Origin of the sequence: Mycobacterium sp. URHB0044, assembly GCF_000620625.1 — a bacterium.
Lineage (GTDB): Bacteria > Actinomycetota > Actinomycetes > Mycobacteriales > Mycobacteriaceae > Mycobacterium.
In genome coordinates this window covers 60,808-79,765 of record NZ_JIAW01000025.1, presented here as the reverse complement: position 1 = coordinate 79,765, position 18,958 = coordinate 60,808, and the positions used below count along the sequence as shown (strand labels likewise).

At 64.1% G+C, this 18,958-nt stretch carries 18 protein-coding genes; 8 read left to right on the top strand and 10 right to left on the bottom strand.

Translation table 11 applies throughout. From position 1 onward, the window contains the following. The first annotated feature begins 71 nt into the window (after positions 1 to 71). The gene (locus N536_RS40085; RefSeq protein ID WP_036438349.1) at positions 72 to 671 is read left to right on the top strand and encodes a TetR/AcrR family transcriptional regulator; all 600 of its coding nucleotides are present in this window, start codon (positions 72 to 74) and stop codon (positions 669 to 671) included. 12 nt (positions 672 to 683) lie between these two features. Here the strand turns inward: N536_RS40085 and N536_RS0132360 are convergent, their stop codons facing one another. The 3 genes from N536_RS0132360 to N536_RS0132350 form a co-directional block, all read right to left on the bottom strand. After that, the gene (locus tag N536_RS0132360) at positions 684 to 1,523 is read right to left on the bottom strand and encodes a mycofactocin-coupled SDR family oxidoreductase (RefSeq protein WP_029117411.1); all 840 of its coding nucleotides are present in this window, start codon (positions 1,521 to 1,523) and stop codon (positions 684 to 686) included. Positions 1,524 to 1,773: 250 nt separating this feature from the next. Next, on the bottom strand, positions 1,774 to 2,292 hold the full coding sequence (locus N536_RS0132355; RefSeq protein WP_155948838.1) for a hypothetical protein: 519 nt from the start codon (positions 2,290 to 2,292) through the stop codon (positions 1,774 to 1,776). Between the two features lie 60 nt (positions 2,293 to 2,352). Beyond that, positions 2,353 to 2,682, bottom strand: coding sequence for a hypothetical protein (locus N536_RS0132350; protein WP_029117409.1), 330 nt, complete (start codon positions 2,680 to 2,682; stop codon positions 2,353 to 2,355). Here N536_RS0132350 and N536_RS40080 point away from each other — a divergent pair. Next, entirely contained in the window at positions 2,660 to 4,717 is a 2,058-nt protein-coding gene (locus N536_RS40080) for a hypothetical protein (RefSeq protein ID WP_231514701.1), read from the top strand. The two genes, N536_RS0132350 and N536_RS40080, sit on opposite strands and share 23 nt — an antisense overlap. A gap of 93 nt (positions 4,718 to 4,810) precedes the next feature. On the opposite strand, the gene N536_RS0132340 is transcribed toward N536_RS40080, so the two are convergent. After that, on the bottom strand, positions 4,811 to 6,178 hold the full coding sequence (locus N536_RS0132340) for an APC family permease (RefSeq protein ID WP_029117407.1): 1,368 nt from the start codon (positions 6,176 to 6,178) through the stop codon (positions 4,811 to 4,813). Position 6,179: 1 nt separating this feature from the next. After that, positions 6,180 to 7,082 carry a carbon-nitrogen hydrolase family protein gene (locus tag N536_RS0132335; RefSeq protein ID WP_029117406.1) on the bottom strand — a complete coding sequence of 301 codons (903 nt, stop codon included), beginning with the start codon at positions 7,080 to 7,082 and terminating at the stop codon, positions 6,180 to 6,182. Positions 7,083 to 7,182: 100 nt separating this feature from the next. Here N536_RS0132335 and N536_RS0132330 point away from each other — a divergent pair, with 100 nt between their 5' ends. Further along, positions 7,183 to 7,779 carry a TetR/AcrR family transcriptional regulator gene (locus N536_RS0132330; RefSeq protein WP_029117405.1) on the top strand — a complete coding sequence of 199 codons (597 nt, stop codon included), beginning with the start codon at positions 7,183 to 7,185 and terminating at the stop codon, positions 7,777 to 7,779. 126 nt (positions 7,780 to 7,905) lie between these two features. On the opposite strand, the gene N536_RS0132325 is transcribed toward N536_RS0132330, so the two are convergent. Further along, positions 7,906 to 9,708: a GAF domain-containing protein gene (locus N536_RS0132325; protein WP_155948837.1), complete on the bottom strand. Its 1,803-nt coding sequence runs from the start codon at positions 9,706 to 9,708 to the stop codon at positions 7,906 to 7,908. A 58-nt stretch (positions 9,709 to 9,766) separates the two neighbouring features. Here N536_RS0132325 and N536_RS0132320 point away from each other — a divergent pair, with 58 nt between their 5' ends. The 5 genes from N536_RS0132320 (at position 9,767) to N536_RS0132300 (ending at position 15,105) form a co-directional block, all read left to right on the top strand. After that, the gene (locus N536_RS0132320; RefSeq protein WP_197040279.1) at positions 9,767 to 10,612 is read left to right on the top strand and encodes an N-acyl homoserine lactonase family protein; all 846 of its coding nucleotides are present in this window, start codon (positions 9,767 to 9,769) and stop codon (positions 10,610 to 10,612) included. A gap of 8 nt (positions 10,613 to 10,620) precedes the next feature. Further along, entirely contained in the window at positions 10,621 to 11,037 is a 417-nt protein-coding gene (locus tag N536_RS40075; RefSeq protein ID WP_051574913.1) for a hypothetical protein, read from the top strand. Then, positions 11,034 to 12,155: an alcohol dehydrogenase catalytic domain-containing protein gene (locus N536_RS0132310; protein ID WP_029117402.1), complete on the top strand. Its 1,122-nt coding sequence runs from the start codon at positions 11,034 to 11,036 to the stop codon at positions 12,153 to 12,155. Before N536_RS40075 ends, N536_RS0132310 begins: the two co-directional genes overlap by 4 nt. Next, positions 12,152 to 13,648, top strand: a complete 1,497-nt coding sequence (locus tag N536_RS0132305) for an NAD-dependent succinate-semialdehyde dehydrogenase (RefSeq protein ID WP_051574912.1) — start codon at positions 12,152 to 12,154, stop codon at positions 13,646 to 13,648. Before N536_RS0132310 ends, N536_RS0132305 begins: the two co-directional genes overlap by 4 nt. Positions 13,649 to 13,728: 80 nt before the next feature. Continuing rightward, positions 13,729 to 15,105, top strand: coding sequence for an MFS transporter (locus N536_RS0132300; RefSeq protein ID WP_029117400.1), 1,377 nt, complete (start codon positions 13,729 to 13,731; stop codon positions 15,103 to 15,105). A gap of 58 nt (positions 15,106 to 15,163) precedes the next feature. Here the strand turns inward: N536_RS0132300 and N536_RS0132295 are convergent, their stop codons facing one another. From N536_RS0132295 to N536_RS0132280, 4 genes are read right to left on the bottom strand one after another with little or no spacing between them, the layout of a single operon-like run. Continuing rightward, positions 15,164 to 15,649, bottom strand: a complete 486-nt coding sequence (locus tag N536_RS0132295) for a VOC family protein (protein WP_029117399.1) — start codon at positions 15,647 to 15,649, stop codon at positions 15,164 to 15,166. After that, complete coding sequence (locus N536_RS0132290; RefSeq protein WP_029117398.1) at positions 15,649 to 16,833, bottom strand: sulfotransferase; 1,185 nt, start codon at positions 16,831 to 16,833, stop codon at positions 15,649 to 15,651. Before N536_RS0132290 ends, N536_RS0132295 begins: the two co-directional genes overlap by 1 nt. A 28-nt stretch (positions 16,834 to 16,861) precedes the next feature. Next, positions 16,862 to 17,608, bottom strand: a complete 747-nt coding sequence (locus N536_RS0132285) for an SDR family NAD(P)-dependent oxidoreductase (RefSeq protein WP_029117397.1) — start codon at positions 17,606 to 17,608, stop codon at positions 16,862 to 16,864. After that, a complete protein-coding gene (locus tag N536_RS0132280; protein ID WP_029117396.1) occupies positions 17,605 to 18,849 on the bottom strand; it encodes an alkyl sulfatase dimerization domain-containing protein in 1,245 nt (414 codons plus the stop codon). Before N536_RS0132280 ends, N536_RS0132285 begins: the two co-directional genes overlap by 4 nt. Between the last annotated feature and the right edge of the window lie 109 nt (positions 18,850 to 18,958).

Below are 18,958 nucleotides of genomic sequence, written 5' to 3'. Positions count from 1 at the left end.
GAAGTGGTCAAGGTCGAATGCGGCAATGCCGTATATGCTTCTCGGAGGCCAAGATCGTGGAGAGATTTGAGATGACTGTCGCCAAGAGCAAGGACAAGGACGCTGGAGCTCGCCTTCGTCTGATGGAGGCAACTGCTCAAATCATGCGCGACGAGGGGTATGCCGCCGCGACGTCGAGGCGGGTAGCCGCCCTCGCGGGAGTGAAGCCCGCGTTGGTCTACTACTACTTCGACACCATGGACGAACTCTTCCTCGCGGTGTTGCGCGCCGGCGCCGAAGTCTCGCTGAACGAGATGCGCCAAGCGCTGACGGCCGACGATCCGCTGCGGACGCTATGGCAGATCAACACGGATCCCCGGCGCACCGGACTGAACACGGAGTTCATGGCATTGGCCAACCACCGCAAGGTGATTGGCGCCGAACTGAAGGCCTTTGCCGAGCGCGCCCGCGACATCGAAACGGCTGCAGCCACCGTCGCTCTGCGCGCACACGGGGTCGACTTGGACGAGTATCCGCCGGTGGTGATCTCGATGTTGGTGGCTCAGATGGCGCGCAGCATGTGCAACGAGATCGCCATCGGCGTCACGGACGGCCACGACCAGATGCGGGCCTTCTTCGACCGCTTCTTCGCCGAATACGGCCCGACTGCGTCGTCGGGCCGTATTCGGTGACTCCAGCTCGACCTACTTGAGCATGCTTCCGGCGTCGATGGTCATGGGCAGACCGGTGACGTAACGGGACTCGTCGGAGGCCAGGAACAGCACGGCGTTGCTGATGTCCTGTGGCTCGACCCACCCGACGGGCAGCACGTGCATCATCTTGGCGACGACGGCCATGTCGTCTGGGCCTGGGATTTCGAGGTCGGGGCGGAACAACTTCATCGTGCCCTCGTTCATGAACATCGGAGTGTTCACGTTGGTGGGATGCACGGAGTTGACCCGAATCGAATGCTCGCCCAGTTCGACGGCGAACGTGCGCATCAGCCCGACCACGCCGTGCTTGGCGGCGATGTAGTGACCGGTGTGCGCATAGGGCTTCAGCCCGCCCACCGAACTGGTCAGCACGATCGAGCCGCCACGGCCACCGGACAGGAGGTGCGGGACACCGGCCTTCACCGTCTTCCAGACGCCGGACAGGTTGACGTCGATCATGTCGTTCCAGTCCTGCTCGCTGGTCTTGTCCAGCGTCAGGCCGCCGTTCCCGATGCCTGCGTTGGCGATGATGATGTCCAGTCGCCCAAGCTGTTCGACACCGCTGTCCACGGAAGCCTTCAGGCCGTCGTAGTCGCGGACGTCGACCTGTGCGGTGACGATGCGACGATTCAGTCCCTTGACCAGGTCCGCGGTCTCCGCGAGATCGTCTGGCGTGGACGCTGGGATCACGGTGTTGCTGCTGATCGGGCCGCAGACGTCGATCGCGATGATGTCGGCGCCTTCCTGCGCGAGTCGCAGCGCATGGCTGCGGCCCTGCCCTCGCGCCGCGCCGGTGACGAACGCGACCTTGCCCTCTACGCGACCACTCATCATTTCCACCTTACTGACATACGTACTGATCGATTGATCAGGATGTTGTCAGCATCGATCGGCTGAGTCAAGGGACCCTTCTGTCGAGCAGACGCAAATGTCCCCTGATTCAGGGAGTTTTCCGGACATTTGCGTCTGCTCGCGGACGCGGACCGTACACACATTGGACATTTTGGTTCTTGACAAACGGCTCCGCGCGTTGCAACGCTCCTGATCGATCGATCAACACAATCGAATCAGGCAATCATCCCTACGGCACCGGAGCCGATCCCATGACCGAAGACCACTCGCCCGTCAACCCTCTGTTTGCTACACCCTCGTCGAGCGCGCCGACGAGACCTGCACCTTCTCGAAGGGCAGCCCAGCGCGCCGTGAAGTTCGGCGGATATGGGGGGATGGCGGTCGCGGCGTGGCTCGTCACGGCCATAGCGACCGGGCATGGAGTGGCCGCGGCCGACACGACCGGCACCTCCTCGGACTCGTCCACGACGAGCTCGAGCACGACGTCGGGTGGGTCGACGACCGGCACCGCGACGACGTCGACCACGGGAACGGCCCCTTCGCCCACCACGACTACTGGGTCGACGGGGACCGGCGGCGGTTCGACGTCGACCAGTACCGGAACGACTAGTACGACTGGAACCCCGACGACGTCGGGCACGACATCGTCGACCACCCAGGTCTCATCCGGTGTCACCATCAGCAGCAGCGGGGGAGCGCAATCCGGCACGCCCGAGTCGGGAACGTCGACACCTCCGAGTTCGACCACGCCCGAGCCGCCGAAAGAGACCGGTACCGTTGAGGTTCCGCCGACTTCGACCGAGCCCACTCAGCCGAGCACTGCCCCGCTGACTCCGGCACCGGCGACCGAACAGACGCCATCGAACTCCGCCAAGACCGAGTCGAACTCCACGCCGTCAGTCACGGTGAACGCCGCGACGACACCGACCCCGGCCGGCGTGGTCAATGCCGCGACAGTCACGCAAAAGACCGCGACGGTCACCGCGTCGAGCGCGGTGCCTGCGGCACAGGCGTCGACGAGCACCACCGCGAGAAACGCGCTGACGACCCAGACGGTCGCCGCGGCAACCGCACCAGTCGCGCCGACGGCGCAAGTCGCCGCCCCCAGCGTCGGATTGATCGGATTCCTCGGCGGCATCGTCAGCAACCTGCTCAACCCGTTCCTGGCCGCCCCTCCCAACACGCCGGAACCCGTCACCCCGGTCATCTGGGCGGTGCTCGGCTGGGTTCGGCGCAACCTCTTCAACGAGGCGCCGACGATCGCATACAACCCCACCACTTCGGTGCAAACCGGGCAGACGGTGACGGGCAACCTCGGCGCCACCGACCCCGAGGGTGATGCGTTGACCTACAAGGTCACCCAGGGTCCGCAGCACGGCACTCTGACGATCGATCAGGCGACGGGCAACTTCACCTACACGCCCGACGACATCGATTACGATGCAGTGCAGACTGATTCGTTCACCGTGTCGGTCAGCGACGGCAAGTTCAACCTGCTGAGCTTGTTCACCCCGCACAGTGATCAGGAAAGCCTCGGCCTCGACGTGCTCAACCCCACGGTCGAGCGCGTGATCGTCAACATGCCGGACGGCGTGACGAAGCCCGTAAATCCGCGGTTCTCCGAAGACGGAAAGTCCATCTACTTCTCCGGCACGCCGACTGCCGGAGGTCGCGGCGAGCTCTATCAGATCAACATCGATGGGACGGACGCGAAGTGCCTCACCTGTGGCCTCGTCGCCCCGGCAGTCGCGGGGACGGACCCCTCGGTGCAGATCAACATTCAGAAACCGGTTCCGTTCTACGACGGTAGCGGGCGAGTCGTGGTGCTCCTCAACAATCCGGATCCTCGCTATGCGATCTTCGAGCCGGCCGGCTACAACGGCATCGGCTCGCCGGCGCGGCTCGTGAACGTCAACACGCCCGATGGCGGCGGGGCCACACTGCCGGGCCTTCCCCCAGGTGGGATCTTGAACCGGCAGCGTGAGATGAGGCCGTCACCGGATGGCACCCATGTGTTGTTCACTCGCATCGTCTTTGGGCAAACCGGTAACTTCCAGGCTCTTCCGATCGTGGGCGAGTTGACGGCGAGCGGTGACCACTATGAGGTCACCAACGCGCGGGTGGTGTGGCCGACCGGTGAGTCCAAGCAGTGGACCCCCGACGGTAAGGGCGTCATCATTCAAGGCGGGTCGATCGATGCCGGCAGTGTCGACGACATCATGGTCGACCTGTCGGGCCAAACCGGGGATTACTTGTACCCGGGCAGCACGTTCCGCGGCACCCGGGTGACGGGCAACCTCGACTACGACGAGGACATCGACATGTCGCCCAACAAGCAGTGGATCGCGGTCGGGAGCCTGCGCGGCTTCGAGGCGCTCACGCCGATGACCCGGATCGTGCGGCAGAACTTCCTTCCGGTCTACGTCGCCGCGCCGATCTACGACCAGTATGCGGACGGGCAGGTGCGCAACGTCTCGAACCAGAACTGGGCGGTCGCCATCCAAGACGACCTCAACCGCGAGAACGGCATCCCGCTCTTCCTTCAGGACGATCCCACTACCCCCGGGGTGGACGAAGGTGACGGATGGATTTCCCGAAGCATGCCCAGCTGGAATGCCGACGGCACCGCGGTCGCGTTCTGGGAGTCCGGTAACGGCGACGAGCACGGGATTGCGCCGACGGATTCACGAATCGTCATCGCCAACCTGAAGTACACGACCAGTGTCGGAACGGTCGGGGATAAGACGACGGACTTCAACGCCTCTGCGTTCCCGGATCTGACCACCTACGTCGCCAAGACCACTCCGTTGCCGCCGACCGGAACCTACAACGGCGTGGGTGGTGGCACCGCATTGGTCAGCGAGGTGATCGACCCGACGACACACCAAACGACCCGCACGGTGCAGTACTCCAATTACGTCAATGAGGACGGATTGATCCTCAACGGAACCGAATCCGCGAAGTACGGACCCTCCCAACTCAGCGTGACGTACCTCGCCGACGTCGATGTCACGGACGCCACGGGAGCAAACCGGGGCAGTTTGGATGCCAACGCGGTTGTGACCCTGCTGCCCACCCAATCGGTGAACGGGTTCATCACGTCGACGCTCGACGGTGACACGCAGACCATCCCGGATCCGGCGAAGGTGGAGGAAGTGAAGACCGGCGCGTAACGGCGCAGTCGTCATCGACTCAACACGTGTACGCGGGGTGGGCCATCGGCTCACCCCGCGTACACGTCTGCGCTGGCAGTGACGCCTTGGGGACTACGTGCTTTTGTCGGTGCGGGCGGAGGGCACCATTTCGGCGGCGGAGTCGGGGTTGTATTCGGGTGGGGGTTGGCGCAGTCCTCGGGTGATGATGGCTAGGTAGACGACTCCGAGGATCAGCCAGGTGATGCCGAGGAGGATCGCGGTGCGGCTGAGTTGGGTGATGAGGTAGAGGTCGATTGCGGCGCCGGCTGCCGGGAGAGCGATCCAGGTGAGTATGGATCGTTCGGATCTGTTGTCGCGGTGACGGTTCCATGCGGTGATGACGCAGATGTTGACCAGGGTGAAGGCGAGGAATGCGCCGAAGTTGATGAACGATGTGGCGACCGCGAGGGACAGTTTGACGGCCAGCATGCCGACGGCCGCGATGAGGATCAGGTTGAACACGGGGGTACGGAATTTGGGGTGCAGGTAGCCGAAGATTCGGCGGGGTAGCACGTTGTCGCGGCCCATGACGAACATCAGGCGGCTGGTGCTGGCTTGGATGGCGACGCAGGAGGCGAAGCCGCCGAGGAGGCCGATGGCGTTGGTGATGTTGGCGAAGTGTTCGCCCCCGGCGAGGTTGGCGACTTCGTAACCGGCGGTGGACTCGTCGGCGAAGGTGGCGCCTGGGTGGACCCACTGCATGAGCAGGGAGATGAAGACGAAGATGGTTCCGCCGATGATCACGGTGAGCACGATGCCGCGTGGAACGTTTCGCTTGGCGTCGCGCACTTCTTCGCTGAGGGTGCTGACGGCATCGAATCCGAGGAAGGAGTAGGCGGCGATCGCCGCTGCGGCTGTGATGGCGCCGATCGAAGTGGCCGGGTTCCAGAGGGCATGGGCGACGTGTGCGGGTGGTGTCGCCGCGATGTGGTGCAGGCAGACGGTAACGATGGCAAGGAGTCCGAGAGTGGTGAGGCCAAGCAGCACTTTGTTGACTTTGTCGGCGATGACGATGCCGAGGATGTTGACCAGGGTGCTGGCTGCGATCACGACGATCAGCCAGCCCCAGACGGGCAGTACCGAAAACTGCACGTTCAGATACAGGGATTCGATGAGCCAGGCGGCCATCGGCAGGAAGAAGTAGTCGAGCAGGATGGTCCACCCGGCGAGGAAGCCGATGCGGGAGCCGAGCAGTTTTCGAGCGTAGGTGTAGACCGATCCCGATGCGGGATAGGTGCGCGACATCTTGGCGTAACTGAGTCCGGTGAGCGTCATGGCCAGGGTGGCAACGAGATACGCGGTGGGGGCCGCACCGTGTGACGTCGTGGCAATGACCCCGAAGGTCGATACGACGATGACGGGAGCCATGTAGGACAGGCCGAAGACCACGATCGAGGTCAGGCCGAGGGTGGGTACCAGGTGACCCTGCGTTTCCGACATGTCAGGCCTCCATTTCGGAGAGCAGAGCGGCGCCGTTGCCGGCGCCCCACGTGGCTGGGTCGATCTTTCCGGAGTAGATCGGGAGGTCGAGGGGAGCGTCGCCGGGGCGGAACTGGTTCCAGGGCCTGTTGAGGCCGGCGGTGCCGTACTGGCGGACGCGGGCGGCTTCGGCGAGGTCGATGACGTCGGTGAGGACGCAGTCTTCGGCGCTTGGTGCGGATGTGCGGACTCGGCCTTCGGGGTCCACGAGCAGGCTTCGGCCGACGCCGGTCGGTGCGGCGGCATTGACGCTGGCGACGAAGATTTGGTTGGTGATCGCGGTGGCGCGGGCAAGGATCACTTCTTGTTCTCGGTCGCTGCTCGGTGTCTGGACGAGGTTGACGATGAGGTCGGCGCCCATCCAGGTCAGTGTGCGGGCGATCTCGGGGAACCAGGCGTCGTAGCAGATCGAAAGACCGACCCGACCGTGGCCGTCCATGTCGAAGACCACGAAATCGGCGCCGGGGGTGGTTGTTTCGTACGGCCGCCAAGGGAAGATCTTGCGGTAGGCGGCCACTCGTCGTCCGGCGGGGGAGTACACCAGCGCCGTGTTGTAGATCTGCTGGCCGCCGCCTCGTTCATAGACGGTCCCGGGAATGAGCCAGATGCCGAGATCACCGGCGAGTTTGGCGAGGAGGCGATCTCGGGCGCCATCCAGCGGCTCCGCCAACTCCTCCGGGGTGACCGTCTCCGAGTCCCTCGCAGGCCTCGGCGTGGGGCTGCTCAGATGCAGCTCCGGATAAACGAACAACTCGACGTCGGGACGGAGCCGGGCGAGCCGCTCGACATCGGCGGCGAACGAATCGACGTCCACGCCGGGGTTGGCGGGAGTTTGAACGAGTGCGAGAGGCAAGGGTGACGCCATCAGGACCACTTTCGAGAGGCTGCGAGTTAATTAAATAAACTTTAACGAAAGAAAAACGAGGGTGTCAAGGGTCACAGTGGGCTCGTGCTTGAATGGCGCTATGCCCCGCCCTCGAAAGCAGGAGGCCCGGCGGGCACAGTTGGTCGATGCTGCGGCGCAGACCGTGCTCCAATTGGGCGCGAACGCACGGCTGCGCGACATCGCCGAGCAGGCGGGTCTGACGCCGGCGGCCGTGTCGTACTACTACCCCGATTTGCTCGAATTGCTGGCACTGGTCTTCGAACAGGGCACCGAGACCTACATCCGTCGCCGCCTGGAGGCGGTCGAAGAGTGCCCCACCGCTTGGGCGAAACTGGGTGCCTGCATCCGATCGGGTGTTCCGTTTCCCGGTGAGGCCGAGACCACGAGTCGGCTGCTCTACGAATTGCTTCCGGTCACCTTCCGCAACGCCGCTGCAGCACAACAACAAGAACGCTTCGTCGCCCAACAAACCGAGCTGTACCAACAAGTCCTCGACGAGGGTGCCCGCGCGGGCGAGTTTCGCTTGGTCGCTCCCGCCGACTTCCTCGCCCGCAGTTTCGTCGCGCTCGAGGACGGTTACGGAATGGACGTGCTCGCCGGTAGCGCGACGCCGGAAGACATCGAAGGTCGGCTGCTTCACCATGCCCGGCTGGCGACTGGGACAACCGACGGTTAGGCGGTCGTTCGCCGATCAGCGGGTTGCCGGTCTGCCTGCCTTGGAATGAGTGTGAAAGGTGGCGCTCCGCGTGGACTTCCGCGATCAGCAGCGCACCTGCGCGTTGAATCCTGGGGCGGTGGTGGTTCACGGATACGACCGGAAATCGTCAGCTTCATCCGCGGCGCGGAGTCGAGACAGGCGGAGTGCGAGGTGCGTGTCGAGGCTGCTGGGTGCGCGGCGCCAACTCTCACCCAGGATGGTGTCGATGCGGTCAATACGCTGTCGCACGGTGCTCACGTGGACGTGGAGTGCCGCAGCAGTCCTAGCCAGATGTCCACCGTTCTCGAAGTAATGCCATGCAGTTTCACACAACTGCGTGTGGCGATCCCGGTCGTACGAGATGAGCCGACCGAGGAAACGGTCGATCAGGCGGGCCACCCACTTCTGATCTCGCGCCCCCGAAATCGCTCCTGCCAGACCGAGGTCGATGACGTCGGCAGATCCCTGAGATCGGCCAAGAGTTCGCATCGCCGAGACCACTGCGCGCGCCTCGTCGTGCGCGGCCCGCACTGCGGCAACGCCGGACGCTTTCGCACTTCCGACCAGGACGGTCAGCCCCGCGGCTTTCAACGCGTCCGCGATCGTTGCGCCTCGGTTGAGCGGTTCGGTGGCCGGGCACAGCACGCAGATGTGTCCAGCGTGCACTGCGACAACGGCGGGGGTACTGGCCGTCGCGGTCTTGATCGCCGCGACCGTCGCGCTCTGCTGCACCGAAGCCGTTCCTTCGCACACGTGCACTTCGAGAGCGTCCCCCTTGTTGAAGCCGTATGACTGCAGTCGCAGTTGTAGCGCAGGCTCGTTGCGTTCGCGCATGTTCATCAGCAGTTCGATCAGTTCGAACTGTTCTCGATTGAACGAGGCCTCCAACGTCCGCTCGAACAGGTGGGCCGTGGACACGAAGACCGATGCGCGGGAGATGATCTCGCGTCGCCCACTCCCGTCCTTCGCAACGAGCGTCGCGAGATGTTCCTCTCCCGCGGATACCGCCATGACGAGCAATGAGACGCCACCGGCGTTGACGGGAACCGCGCCCTGTTCGCGATGGGAGATCGTCACCGACGTCCGCGCCTCCGGCGTGCGTAGCCATCCGTCGGCTGCTATCGCCTGCCCCACAACGAGATTGCCATCAGGGTCATGAATGCTCACCGGCTCGCCGAGGAACTCACCGAGCACGTCGATGATGCTCACCAAGGCGTTGGAGCCGCGGAGGGCCGCCATGAGACGGTCATCGAGGAGTAGCAGTGATTCCAGTTCGTGCTGGCGGCGCTCCGTCGACGACACGGTCTGGGACAACGCTGTCCGCAACCCTGTGACCTCCCGCCGAATGCGCAGGTGCTCGAAGGCAACACCAGCCTGTGCGGCGAAGTCGACCAAGGCGGCGACCGACTGTTCGGAGAACACGGATTGCCGTCGGCACGCAACGAGGAGCGCTGCCACCACCCGGCCGCCAACCCGGATCGGCGCTCCGAGGATCGACCGAACCCCTTCGCCTCGGACGATCGCGTCGATACCGGGCAGATGGTTCATGTTCGGGTCCGTGAGGTAGTCACTGGTCTGCACGGGCGCATTCCCCGCAGCGACGGCTCCGAGGATTCCCGTCCCGAGCGGCATTCGGATCGAGCGGTAGGCGTCCGTCTGCACCCCGACGCCCTCTTCGATGCACGTCTCGCCGCGCTCCAGGTCGTTGACGCTGAGATATGCCATGTCGGCACCCAAGAGAGTCCGGGCGCGACGAAGGATTCCCTGCAGTACCACTCCACGGTCCCGGACGCTGGTCAGGTCCTCCGCGCACTCGCGGAGTGCTCGGCGCACCTCGTCCGTCGAGGGAGGCGTGAGCACCGGAACCTGCATCTGTCCCCCGAACACTCCTGTGTCACCGTCTGACACCTTCACAGGCTACATATGTCACTCTGCGCCGTATGCGCCACCGAAAAAATCGGCCAGAGTGAGCGACACCACAGAAGTGAAGGAGATCGCAGTGGTCGATATGAAGGTGCACGTCCTCTCCACCGGCGTGATGGAGACCGACTTGACGTGGTTGCTGCTGAAGGGCGGCCGCACGATCCGCGACAGGAACCACAAGCATGACCCAGTGGTGTGGGGCGAATGCCCTACCCATGCCGTACTGATCGATCATCCCGAGGGAAGAATTCTGTGGGACACCGGGGTCCCACGCGACTGGGAGCAGCGGTGGGCGCCGACCGGTTTTCAGGACTTCTTTCCGGTTAGCGATCCTGCGGACGGGCCGGGATACCTCGACACGTCGCTGGCGAGCCTTGAGCTCACTCCGGACGATGTCGACATCTTGATCTTGTCCCACCTGCACTTCGATCACGCCGCCAACGCGAAGATGTTCACCAACCCGAAGACAAGGGTCCTCGCGCAAGCCGACGAGATCGAGGGCGCGCGAGGCATCACGGGGTACTCGAGCGGCGCGCACATCGTCAGCGACTACGACGGCCTCGATCTGGAGGCGGTCCACGGAGATGCCGAGATCCTTCCCGGCGTGAGCGTGATCCACACTCCCGGCCACACCTGGGGAACCATGTCGTTGCAGCTGGACCTGGAGAACGACGGCACGAAGATCTTCACCTCCGATGCGGTGTACCTCGGCGACAGCTGGGGACCGCCGGCCACCGGAGCCGCGATCGTCTGGGACAACCTCCGTTGGCTCGAGTCGGTGGACAAGCTGCGCGGTATCGCCGACCGCACCGGGGCGGAAGTCATCTTCGGACACGACGCCGCACAGTTCAAGACATTGCGGCTCGCGCCCAACGGTTACTACAGCTAGGCGAGCAGATGATCCTCTACGACTTCGGCTGCGAGAACGGACACCGTTTCGAGGATGTCCTACCGAGCATGGACTCCGCGGCACCCGACTGCGTCGTGTGCGGCAGGGCCACCAGGCGGCGAATCTCAAAGGCGCACATCGGCGGACTGGCGAAGCCGGGACCCAGCCGCGAGCACATGCCGAACACGTGGCGGGCAGTGAGGCAAGGCGACAGGGACACCGTTGCCCACTGGCACGAGCTCGCTCGTAAGCGTGAGGCACTCGAAGAGCGGTACCCCGAGCTGGCCGGCGACCGCCGCCCGGTGCTCGCTCACGAAGGGATCTTCGCGGACAACCCCCTCCGCGCCGGCGACGACATCCGGGCATCCGTTGCCAGCGCGCTCGCGACATCGAAACCCACTGCAAAGGAGAGTGATTCGGCGTGAAGATCGTGGGAGCCGTACTCGAGGAAATCGGCATGCCCCGGCCCTACGCCGAGTCCCGGCCGATCGGCATCTGTGAGCTCGAGCTGGATCCGCCTGGACCTGGAGAGCTTCTGGTCAAGATCGAGGCCGCGGGCCTGTGCCACTCCGACCTGTCCGTCGTGGACGGCAACCGGGTCCGTCCCCTCCCCATGCTCCTCGGGCACGAGGCCGCGGGGCGCGTGGTCGAGGTCGGGTCGGGAGTGGACGACCTGCGCCCAGGCCAGCGGGTCGTGATGGCGTTCTTGCCGCGATGCGGCGAGTGCGCGAACTGTCGGACCAACGGAAGGCTGCCCTGCACTCCCGGTTCGGCCTCGAACAACGCCGGCGAACTGCTCGCAGGAGGCCACCGACTGCACCGCGACGGTCGAGACGTGCATCATCACTTGGGCGTCTCCGGTTTCGCCGACCATGCGGTCGTCAGCCGCCGATCGGTCGTGCCGGTGGATGACGACGTCCCTCCGCAGATCGCGGCCGTTCTCGGCTGCGCGGTCCTCACCGGGGGCGGCGCCGTCATCAACGCCGGTGATCCGCAGGAGGGCGACACCGTCGTCGTCGTCGGACTCGGTGGAGTCGGCATGGCCGCACTGATCACCGCGGTGTCACTCAGGCGCGGCCCAGTGATCGGGATCGACGCTGTCGCCGACAAACTCGAGCGCGCCCGCGAACTGGGCGCGACCGCCGTGTATACACCGCAAGAAGCGATCGAGGCGGGCCTCAAAGCACCGATCGTCATCGAGGCGGCGGGGAATGCCCGCGCCTTCGAAACTGCGGTGCAGGTTACAGACATGGGCGGCAAGACGATCACTGTCGGCTTGCCAGCGCCCACCGCAACAGCCACGATCTCCCCGCTCGGGATAACCGCGGAAGCGCGCACCATCGTCGGCAGCTACCTCGGATCGGCCGTCCCCGCACGGGACATCCCCATCTTCGCTCAATTGTGGCGCGAGGGAAGGCTTCCGGTCGAGGCGCTCATCTCGTCGACGATCACGCTCGACGACATCAACCAGGCGATGGACAACCTTGCCGACGGCACCGCTGTCCGCCAGGTGATCCTTTTCGAGAACGGGGTAAACGCATGACCGCACAGCTCATTGGGCAGCAACCGAACACCACACCGCGCGAGCGGGAACTTCTCGCGACGACACCGACTGGGCTGTTCATCGCCGGCGAATGGCGTGAATCCTCGACCGGTTCACGATTCACGGTGGACGACCCTGCCACCGGCCAGGTGTTGGTATCGGTTGCCGACGCCGCACCGGACGACGCACGCGCTGCGCTCGCCGCGGCCGTTGCGGCACAGGGGTTATGGGCCGCGACGCCTCCCCGGGTTCGCGGCGAGTTGCTCCGCAAGGCGTATGAGGCGATCCTCGCCAGGATTGATGACTTCGCTCTCCTCATTTCCATGGAAATGGGAAAATCGTTGCCCGAGGCCAGAGGTGAAGTTACCTACGGCGCCGAGTTCCTCCGCTGGTTCAGCGAGGAGGCGGTGCGCATCGACGGTCGCTACACGACATCACCCGACGGCAATTCACGTCTGCTCGTGCTGAAGAAGCCGGTGGGGCCCTGCCTGCTCATCACACCGTGGAACTTCCCCCTCGCCATGGCGACACGCAAGATCGCCCCGGCGCTCGCAGCAGGATGCACGATGGTCGTCAAACCCTCGGAACTCACACCGCTGACGACCTTGCTGTTCACCCAGATCCTCAACGAAGTCGGCGTGCCCGCAGGCGTGATCAACGTGATACCGACGACTCGCGCGGGAGCTGCGGCGGGACCGCTGATCGCCGATCCTCGGCTGCGGAAGCTGTCGTTCACGGGCTCGACCGAGGTCGGCCGGAAACTGCTCGAACAGGCATCCGCCAACGTGCTGCGCACGTCGATGGAGTTGGGCGGCAACGCACCGTTCCTGGTCTTCGAGGACGCGGACATCAATGCGGCGATCGAAGGCGCGCTCGCGGCGAAGCTACGCAACATCGGACAGGCGTGCACCGCGGCGAACCGCTTCTACGTGCACGAGGACGTTGCCGACGAGTTCGTGCAGCGCCTGGCCGCCCGTTTCGAGGCCAAACGCGTAGGCCGCGGCACCGAGGAGGGTGTGGAGCTTGGCCCGCTGATCGACGAGAAGAGTCGCGGCAAGGTTTCGGATCTGGTCGACGATGCAGTGAGCCGAGGTGCCAAAGTCGCGACCGGCGGGTCCCCAATTCCGGGGGACGGATGGTTCTTTCAGCCGACCATCCTGACCGAGGTACCGAGCGACGCGAAGATTCTGTCCGCGGAAATCTTCGGCCCGGTAGCACCGGTCGTCACCTTCCGCACTGAGGACGAGGCCGTTGCCTTGGCCAATGCCACTCCATTCGGTCTGGTCGCCTACGTCTACACACGCGACGTGGGACGCGGGCTCCGCCTCCCCGAGCGTCTGGAAACCGGGATGCTGGGCCTGAATTCGGGTGTGATCTCGAATCCCGCCGCCCCCTTCGGTGGAGTGAAGCACTCCGGCGTCGGGCGCGAGGGCGGAAGCGAAGGAATCAACGAATACCTGGAGACGATGTACGTCGGCATCTCCGGACTGTGACCCATGTCCGGTAGAGGTGCACGCACGACAACTCAAGCCCAACAACGTTTGTCACTATCGGAAAGACGAGGAAATCCACTATGAGCGTCGACAACGAGCCGAAACCCGAGAGCGACGCCCCACCATCGGGGCTCAAGAAGGTGGTCGGCGCGTCCATGGCCGGCACCGTCGTCGAATGGTACGAGTTCTTCCTCTACGGAACTGCGGCGACGCTCGTGTTCAGCAAGGTCTTCTTCGCGGCCGGAGTCAACGAACTCGACGCGATCATCGCGGCATTCGCCACCTACGCCGTCGGCTTCGTCGCCCGGCCTCTCGGCGGCATCGTGTTCGGTCACTTCGGCGATAAGTTCGGCCGCAAGCAACTGCTCCAGTTCAGTCTCGTCCTCGTCGGCGCGGCCACCTTCCTGATGGGCTGCCTGCCCACCTACGGTCAGATCGGCTACTGGGCTCCTGTTTTACTCGTTACCCTCCGCTTCATCCAGGGATTCGCCGTCGGCGGCGAGTGGGGTGGCGCGGTGCTGCTGGTAGCCGAGCACAGCCCGAACCGGTCCCGCGGCTTCTGGGCGTCGTGGCCGCAGGCCGGCGTACCCGCAGGCAACCTCGTCGCGACCGTCGTCCTACTGATCCTGACGACGACACTGTCCGATTCGGCGTTCCTCGGCTGGGGCTGGCGCGTGGCGTTCTGGCTGTCGGCAGTGATCGTCCTCGTCGGCTATTACATCCGCACGAAGGTGACAGACGCCCCGATCTTCATCCAGGCGCAAAGGGAAGCGGAGCACGTCAAGGAGACGTCGTTCAGCGTCTTCGAGGTGCTCAAGCGTTACCCGCGCGGCGTGCTGACGGCGATGGGTCTGCGTTTCGGCGAGAACGTCATGTACTACCTCGTGGTGACGTTCTCGATCACCTACCTCAAGGTGGTGGTCCACACGGACACCGCGCAGATCCTCTGGTGGATGCTGATCGCGCACGCCGTGCACTTCGCGGTGATCCCGATCGTCGGGCGCCTCTCCGACACCATCGGCCGCCGTCTCGTCTACATGATCGGTGCGCTGACCGCAGGCTCCTGGGGCTTCTTCGCCTTCCCGATGATGAACAGCGGGCACAACGCAGTCATCCTCGGAGCGATCATCATCGGCTTGGTGTTCCACGCGTTCATGTACGCCGGCCAGCCGGCGATCATGGCCGAGATGTTCCCGACGCGCATGCGATATTCGGGTGTCTCCCTCGGCTACCAGGTGACGTCGATCGTGGCCGGTTCGCTGGCGCCGATCATCGCGACCAGCCTGCTCAGCAGGTACGACTCATCCGTTCCGATCGCCATCTACCTGGCGCTGGCCTGCGTGGTCACCGGAGTCGCCGTCATCGCCGCCAGGGAAACCAAGGGCATCTCGCTCGAATCCATCGACGAGGCCGACGCACGGCTCCTCGCCGATGAAAAGGTCGGAGCCCGTGCATGATCGAGCAGAATCTGCTCGGACAAACGGCCAGGAGTGCGCCAGCGCGGCTAGGTGGCGATCATCCGGAACTGGCGCTACGCGGTGTTGCGGCGACGGCGTTGAGGAACACTTGCCAGTCGGGAAATAGTGCGCGGTTGACGATTTCGATACGCACCCCCACCGGATCGACGAAGTAGGCGAATGTCGAGGCATCACCAGCCGGTCGCGCCTCCAGCTGGAACCCGGACCGCTCGAGATGAACGGACGCGGCTGCGATGTCGTCGACGAAGTAACCCAAGTGGTGCACCGCGCGCGCTCCGGTTGCCGTCCACAGGGTGCCAGGCACTTCTGTTATCAGTTCGATGTGCGGCGCCTGTAAGGAATAGACGAACCGAAACGGCACTCGCTGTGTGCCTGTGGCGGTGACGACGTCCATGGGGTACTCGATGACGTTCGTCCACTCGTATCCTGCGCTAGCGGTGAGTCGCTTTGCCGCGGGATCGATTTCGGGCACGACCAGCCCGATGTGGTAGCAATCCGCGGCGTCCAGGGGTGAGCCGGTCATCATGCGGTTCCCTCGAGCTCGATGTCGAATGTCGCAAGGTATTCGGCGAAGATCGGTTGCAACTCGTCAGTTGTCAGCCCGTACTGATCCAGGCTGTAGGCGTTGGGTGCGAACCGGTTCTGCGGATGTGCGTCGAGCCACGTCTGCATGCGAGCCTCGGTATCGGGTTTCAATTCGTCGCCGGCCCAGTCGTAGATCCGCCGCATGACGTCCATCGGAGCGGTCATCATGTCGTGGTAGTACATGTGAAAGAACCGGTCGTCGCCGATGCGCGCACGCGCCCGCAGCGGGCGTTCGACGTGGGCCTGCATCTGGCGCATGGCGTTGCGGCCCATCGCCTCGAGGTCCATGACGTCGGGTTTCATCACCATGCTCTTGGGGAGCTTCCAGAGGTTGCACAGTGATCCGGTCGCCTTGTACGGGTCACGGTGGGCCCAGATCAAACGGGCATCGGGGAACACCGTTAGCAGCGCGTCGACGTGCACTGCGTGCGACGGCATCTTCAGGTTCCAGGTCCCGGGTGCGTGGGCCTGCAGGACTTGCAAATACCGCTTTTGGTACTCGTAGGTGCTCGTCATGTCGGCTTCGTCGATGAGCCATTCGGCGTACCGGGATGACGACAGGTACGAATCCCAGGACAACCCTTTGAAGTCCTGGTTGTGGATGAACATGCACTCGGTTGGACCGTCGGCGTCCTCCCAATGCGGCAGCGGCATGTTGGCCTCCTTCACGAAGGCGAGCATCTGCTGTTGTTCTTCGAGCAGTGCCAGGCAGCGCGGGTCGGTTCGTAGCGTTGCGGTGGTGGCCGGGGGGACGGGATGGACGCACTCCCAGTGCAGCAACGAGCGCCGCGCCGGGTCCTGGTCGAGCAGGTAACTGATGACGGTGGTGCCCGTCCGGGGCATTCCCAGTGTGAAGATCGGGCGCTCGACGGGTGTATCGAGCACCTCGGGGTGGCGCCGGATGTAGTCGTGAACCTGGAGCCGACGGGCGAGCGCGTCGACGGAGTCATCGATGATGTGATCGCGGCCATGTGGGGTGAACGACGTTGACGTGTTGACTTCGTCGAGCAGGGCTTCGAGGCCCGCTCGCCAGGAATCGGAATCGATGTGGGTCTGCCCGGTGCGCTGCTGCGCGAGTTTGAGAACGTCGTCTGGTGTTGATACCGAATCGAATTCGCTCATGAGTCTTGCCTTCCTGGATTACGGCGGTCTAGACCGTGAGGTATCCGCCGTCGACGGCGATGCTGGAACCGGTGATGTAGGAGGCGGCTTCTGTGCACAGAAACAGGACTGCGCCAGCGCAATCCTGTGGTGTGCCCGGCCGGCCGAGGGGCGTGTGGAAACCGATTTCGACGTCGATGACTTCTGGCATGTTCATCGCCGGGTGTGTCGCACGGGTATCGATGAGGCCGGGTGCGATGGTGTTGACGCGGATGTCGTCGTTCGCCCACCGCCGAGCCAGGTTCATCGTCAGGGAGACCAGGCCCATCTTCGATGAGGCGTAACCAGGGACGAACATCGACGAGCGGAACGCCGACATGGACACGATGCTGACGACGCTGGCACCGCCGGGCGCCGCACTCGATTTGAGCCTGTCGTAACACTTCATCGTCAGACGCATGGGCCCGAACATGTTCTGCGTCACCGAGGCGATGTAGCCGTCGGGATCGTATTCATCGCCTGCCGGATACGGTCCGCCGGCGTTGTTGATCAAGATGTCGAGGCCACCCAGCGAATCGACCAGCGAGTCAATGGATTCGATGTCGCGCATTTGACACTGTCGGTAGGTGAACGCGGACAGGTCGTCGTCGTAGTCGGACGCCGATGCGCGGGTACCGGTGATCGTCACGCCGGCGCCAGCGTCGGCGAACGCGGTGGCGATGCCGTTGCCGATCCCCGATGTTCCGCCCGTCACCAAGACGTTCGCGCCGCTGAAATCAAAGCTGACGGTATTCATTTGGTCGTACCCAATTCGTTGATGGACCTGGTGAGCCATGCGCGTTCCCAGAAGTTGTCTGCGCCGGCCAGCAGCGCGGTGTGAGCGTCGAGGGCAACGGCGTGGGCCGCGACGGTGCCGGGTTCTGCGGTGAGAACCAAGTCGGTCAGGTGCAGCGCTTCGACAGGGCGACTGTTGGCGAGGTGTGTGCGGGCCGCCTCGATGAGCTGATCGGCACCTGCGGCCGACACGATGTCGGCGGCAATCGAAGTCGGTGCGACTCCGTACAGTTCGGTTGTGGAGCGGTGTTGGAACCAGCCTGCGTACATCTCCCAGATCGCGCGTACGTTCCACGAGGTCTTGCCGTAGCCCTCGCCTACGTCGAGATGCGCCGGCACACGTACGTCGCGCATCGCGGTGTAGACGTCTGCGCCCGTCACCATGAGCTCCGCTGTTCGATCGTGCACGGTCTGCATGGCATCGCGCATCGCGGTGACCTCTTCGGCGATACGGTCAGCTCCGTCGATCGGGTCGAAGTGACCGGTGATGAGTCGTTCGGGTGCGTAGGAGAGCACGGTGTTCAGCGATTCGATGTAGAGGATTGGGTCGCGGTATCGGTCACCGCGGATCGTCATCAGGTTCGGTACGTGGCCGAACAGCGGGCCGAAGAGATTGCCCGCAAAGAGAGTTCGGTCATCGGCTAGCCACACCACCATCGAGTCGGTGGTCTCGCCGCCGGGCGTCCACGCCAGTTCGAAGCGGCGCTGGCCGTATTGCAATTCGAGGCGTCGATCGACGGTCGTGGTGGGTTCAGGAAAGCTGAAGTCCATCGATGCCGGATCGATCGTCTCGAAGTGCTTCATCATGGCGATCGAGAACTTCTCGAATGCGAAGGCCGCCTTGGGCGCTCGATAGGCGGCGAGCAGTTCGTGGTCGTTGCGCCAGTACCGGTAGTTGCTGTGCATCACCACGTCGGTGTCGGACTCGCGCAGCGCATTGACCCCACCCCAGTGGTCGGCATGCCCCTGGGTGACGATGATTGCGCGGGTCCGCCCCGAGACATCGGCGAAGGCCTTCTGATGCAGGGCACCTTCGAACACCAGACCGGCGTTGACGATCACCCGGCCATCCGCGGTTCCCACAGCGTAGGAATTCGATACGCCCGCCGACATCCAGATGTCGTCGCCGACCGATACCGCCGGGTTACCCGTGGCCGCTTCGAGTGCATCGGCGCCGGGACGGTCCCGGTGAATTCCTGCCATGCGGAGCCCTCTCATCCGTCCTCTAAGTCTTTAGAGGACACACTCTAAGATGTTAGAGGTAAAGTCAATGCCGTATTCCCGCGCGATAACTCGAGAGGATGTGGCGGGT

Bases quoted from the DNA above. Each gene is read 5' to 3' on its own strand.
- N536_RS40085 (WP_036438349.1), top strand. From the start codon at position 72: ATGACTGTCGCCAAGAGCAAGGACAAGGACGCTGGAGCTCGCCTTCGT.
- N536_RS0132360 (WP_029117411.1), bottom strand. From the start codon at position 1,523: ATGAGTGGTCGCGTAGAGGGCAAGGTCGCGTTCGTCACCGGCGCGGCG.
- N536_RS0132350 (WP_029117409.1), bottom strand. From the start codon at position 2,682: ATGCCGCCGAGGAATCCGATCAATCCGACGCTGGGGGCGGCGACTTGC.
- N536_RS0132340 (WP_029117407.1), bottom strand. From the start codon at position 6,178: ATGTCGGAAACGCAGGGTCACCTGGTACCCACCCTCGGCCTGACCTCG.
- N536_RS0132335 (WP_029117406.1), bottom strand. From the start codon at position 7,082: ATGGCGTCACCCTTGCCTCTCGCACTCGTTCAAACTCCCGCCAACCCC.
- N536_RS0132330 (WP_029117405.1), top strand. From the start codon at position 7,183: ATGCCCCGCCCTCGAAAGCAGGAGGCCCGGCGGGCACAGTTGGTCGAT.
- N536_RS40075 (WP_051574913.1), top strand. From the start codon at position 10,621: ATGATCCTCTACGACTTCGGCTGCGAGAACGGACACCGTTTCGAGGAT.
- N536_RS0132305 (WP_051574912.1), top strand. From the start codon at position 12,152: ATGACCGCACAGCTCATTGGGCAGCAACCGAACACCACACCGCGCGAG.
- N536_RS0132300 (WP_029117400.1), top strand. From the start codon at position 13,729: ATGAGCGTCGACAACGAGCCGAAACCCGAGAGCGACGCCCCACCATCG.
- N536_RS0132295 (WP_029117399.1), bottom strand. From the start codon at position 15,649: ATGACCGGCTCACCCCTGGACGCCGCGGATTGCTACCACATCGGGCTG.
- N536_RS0132290 (WP_029117398.1), bottom strand. From the start codon at position 16,833: ATGAGCGAATTCGATTCGGTATCAACACCAGACGACGTTCTCAAACTC.
- N536_RS0132285 (WP_029117397.1), bottom strand. From the start codon at position 17,608: ATGAATACCGTCAGCTTTGATTTCAGCGGCGCGAACGTCTTGGTGACG.
- N536_RS0132280 (WP_029117396.1), bottom strand. From the start codon at position 18,849: ATGGCAGGAATTCACCGGGACCGTCCCGGCGCCGATGCACTCGAAGCG.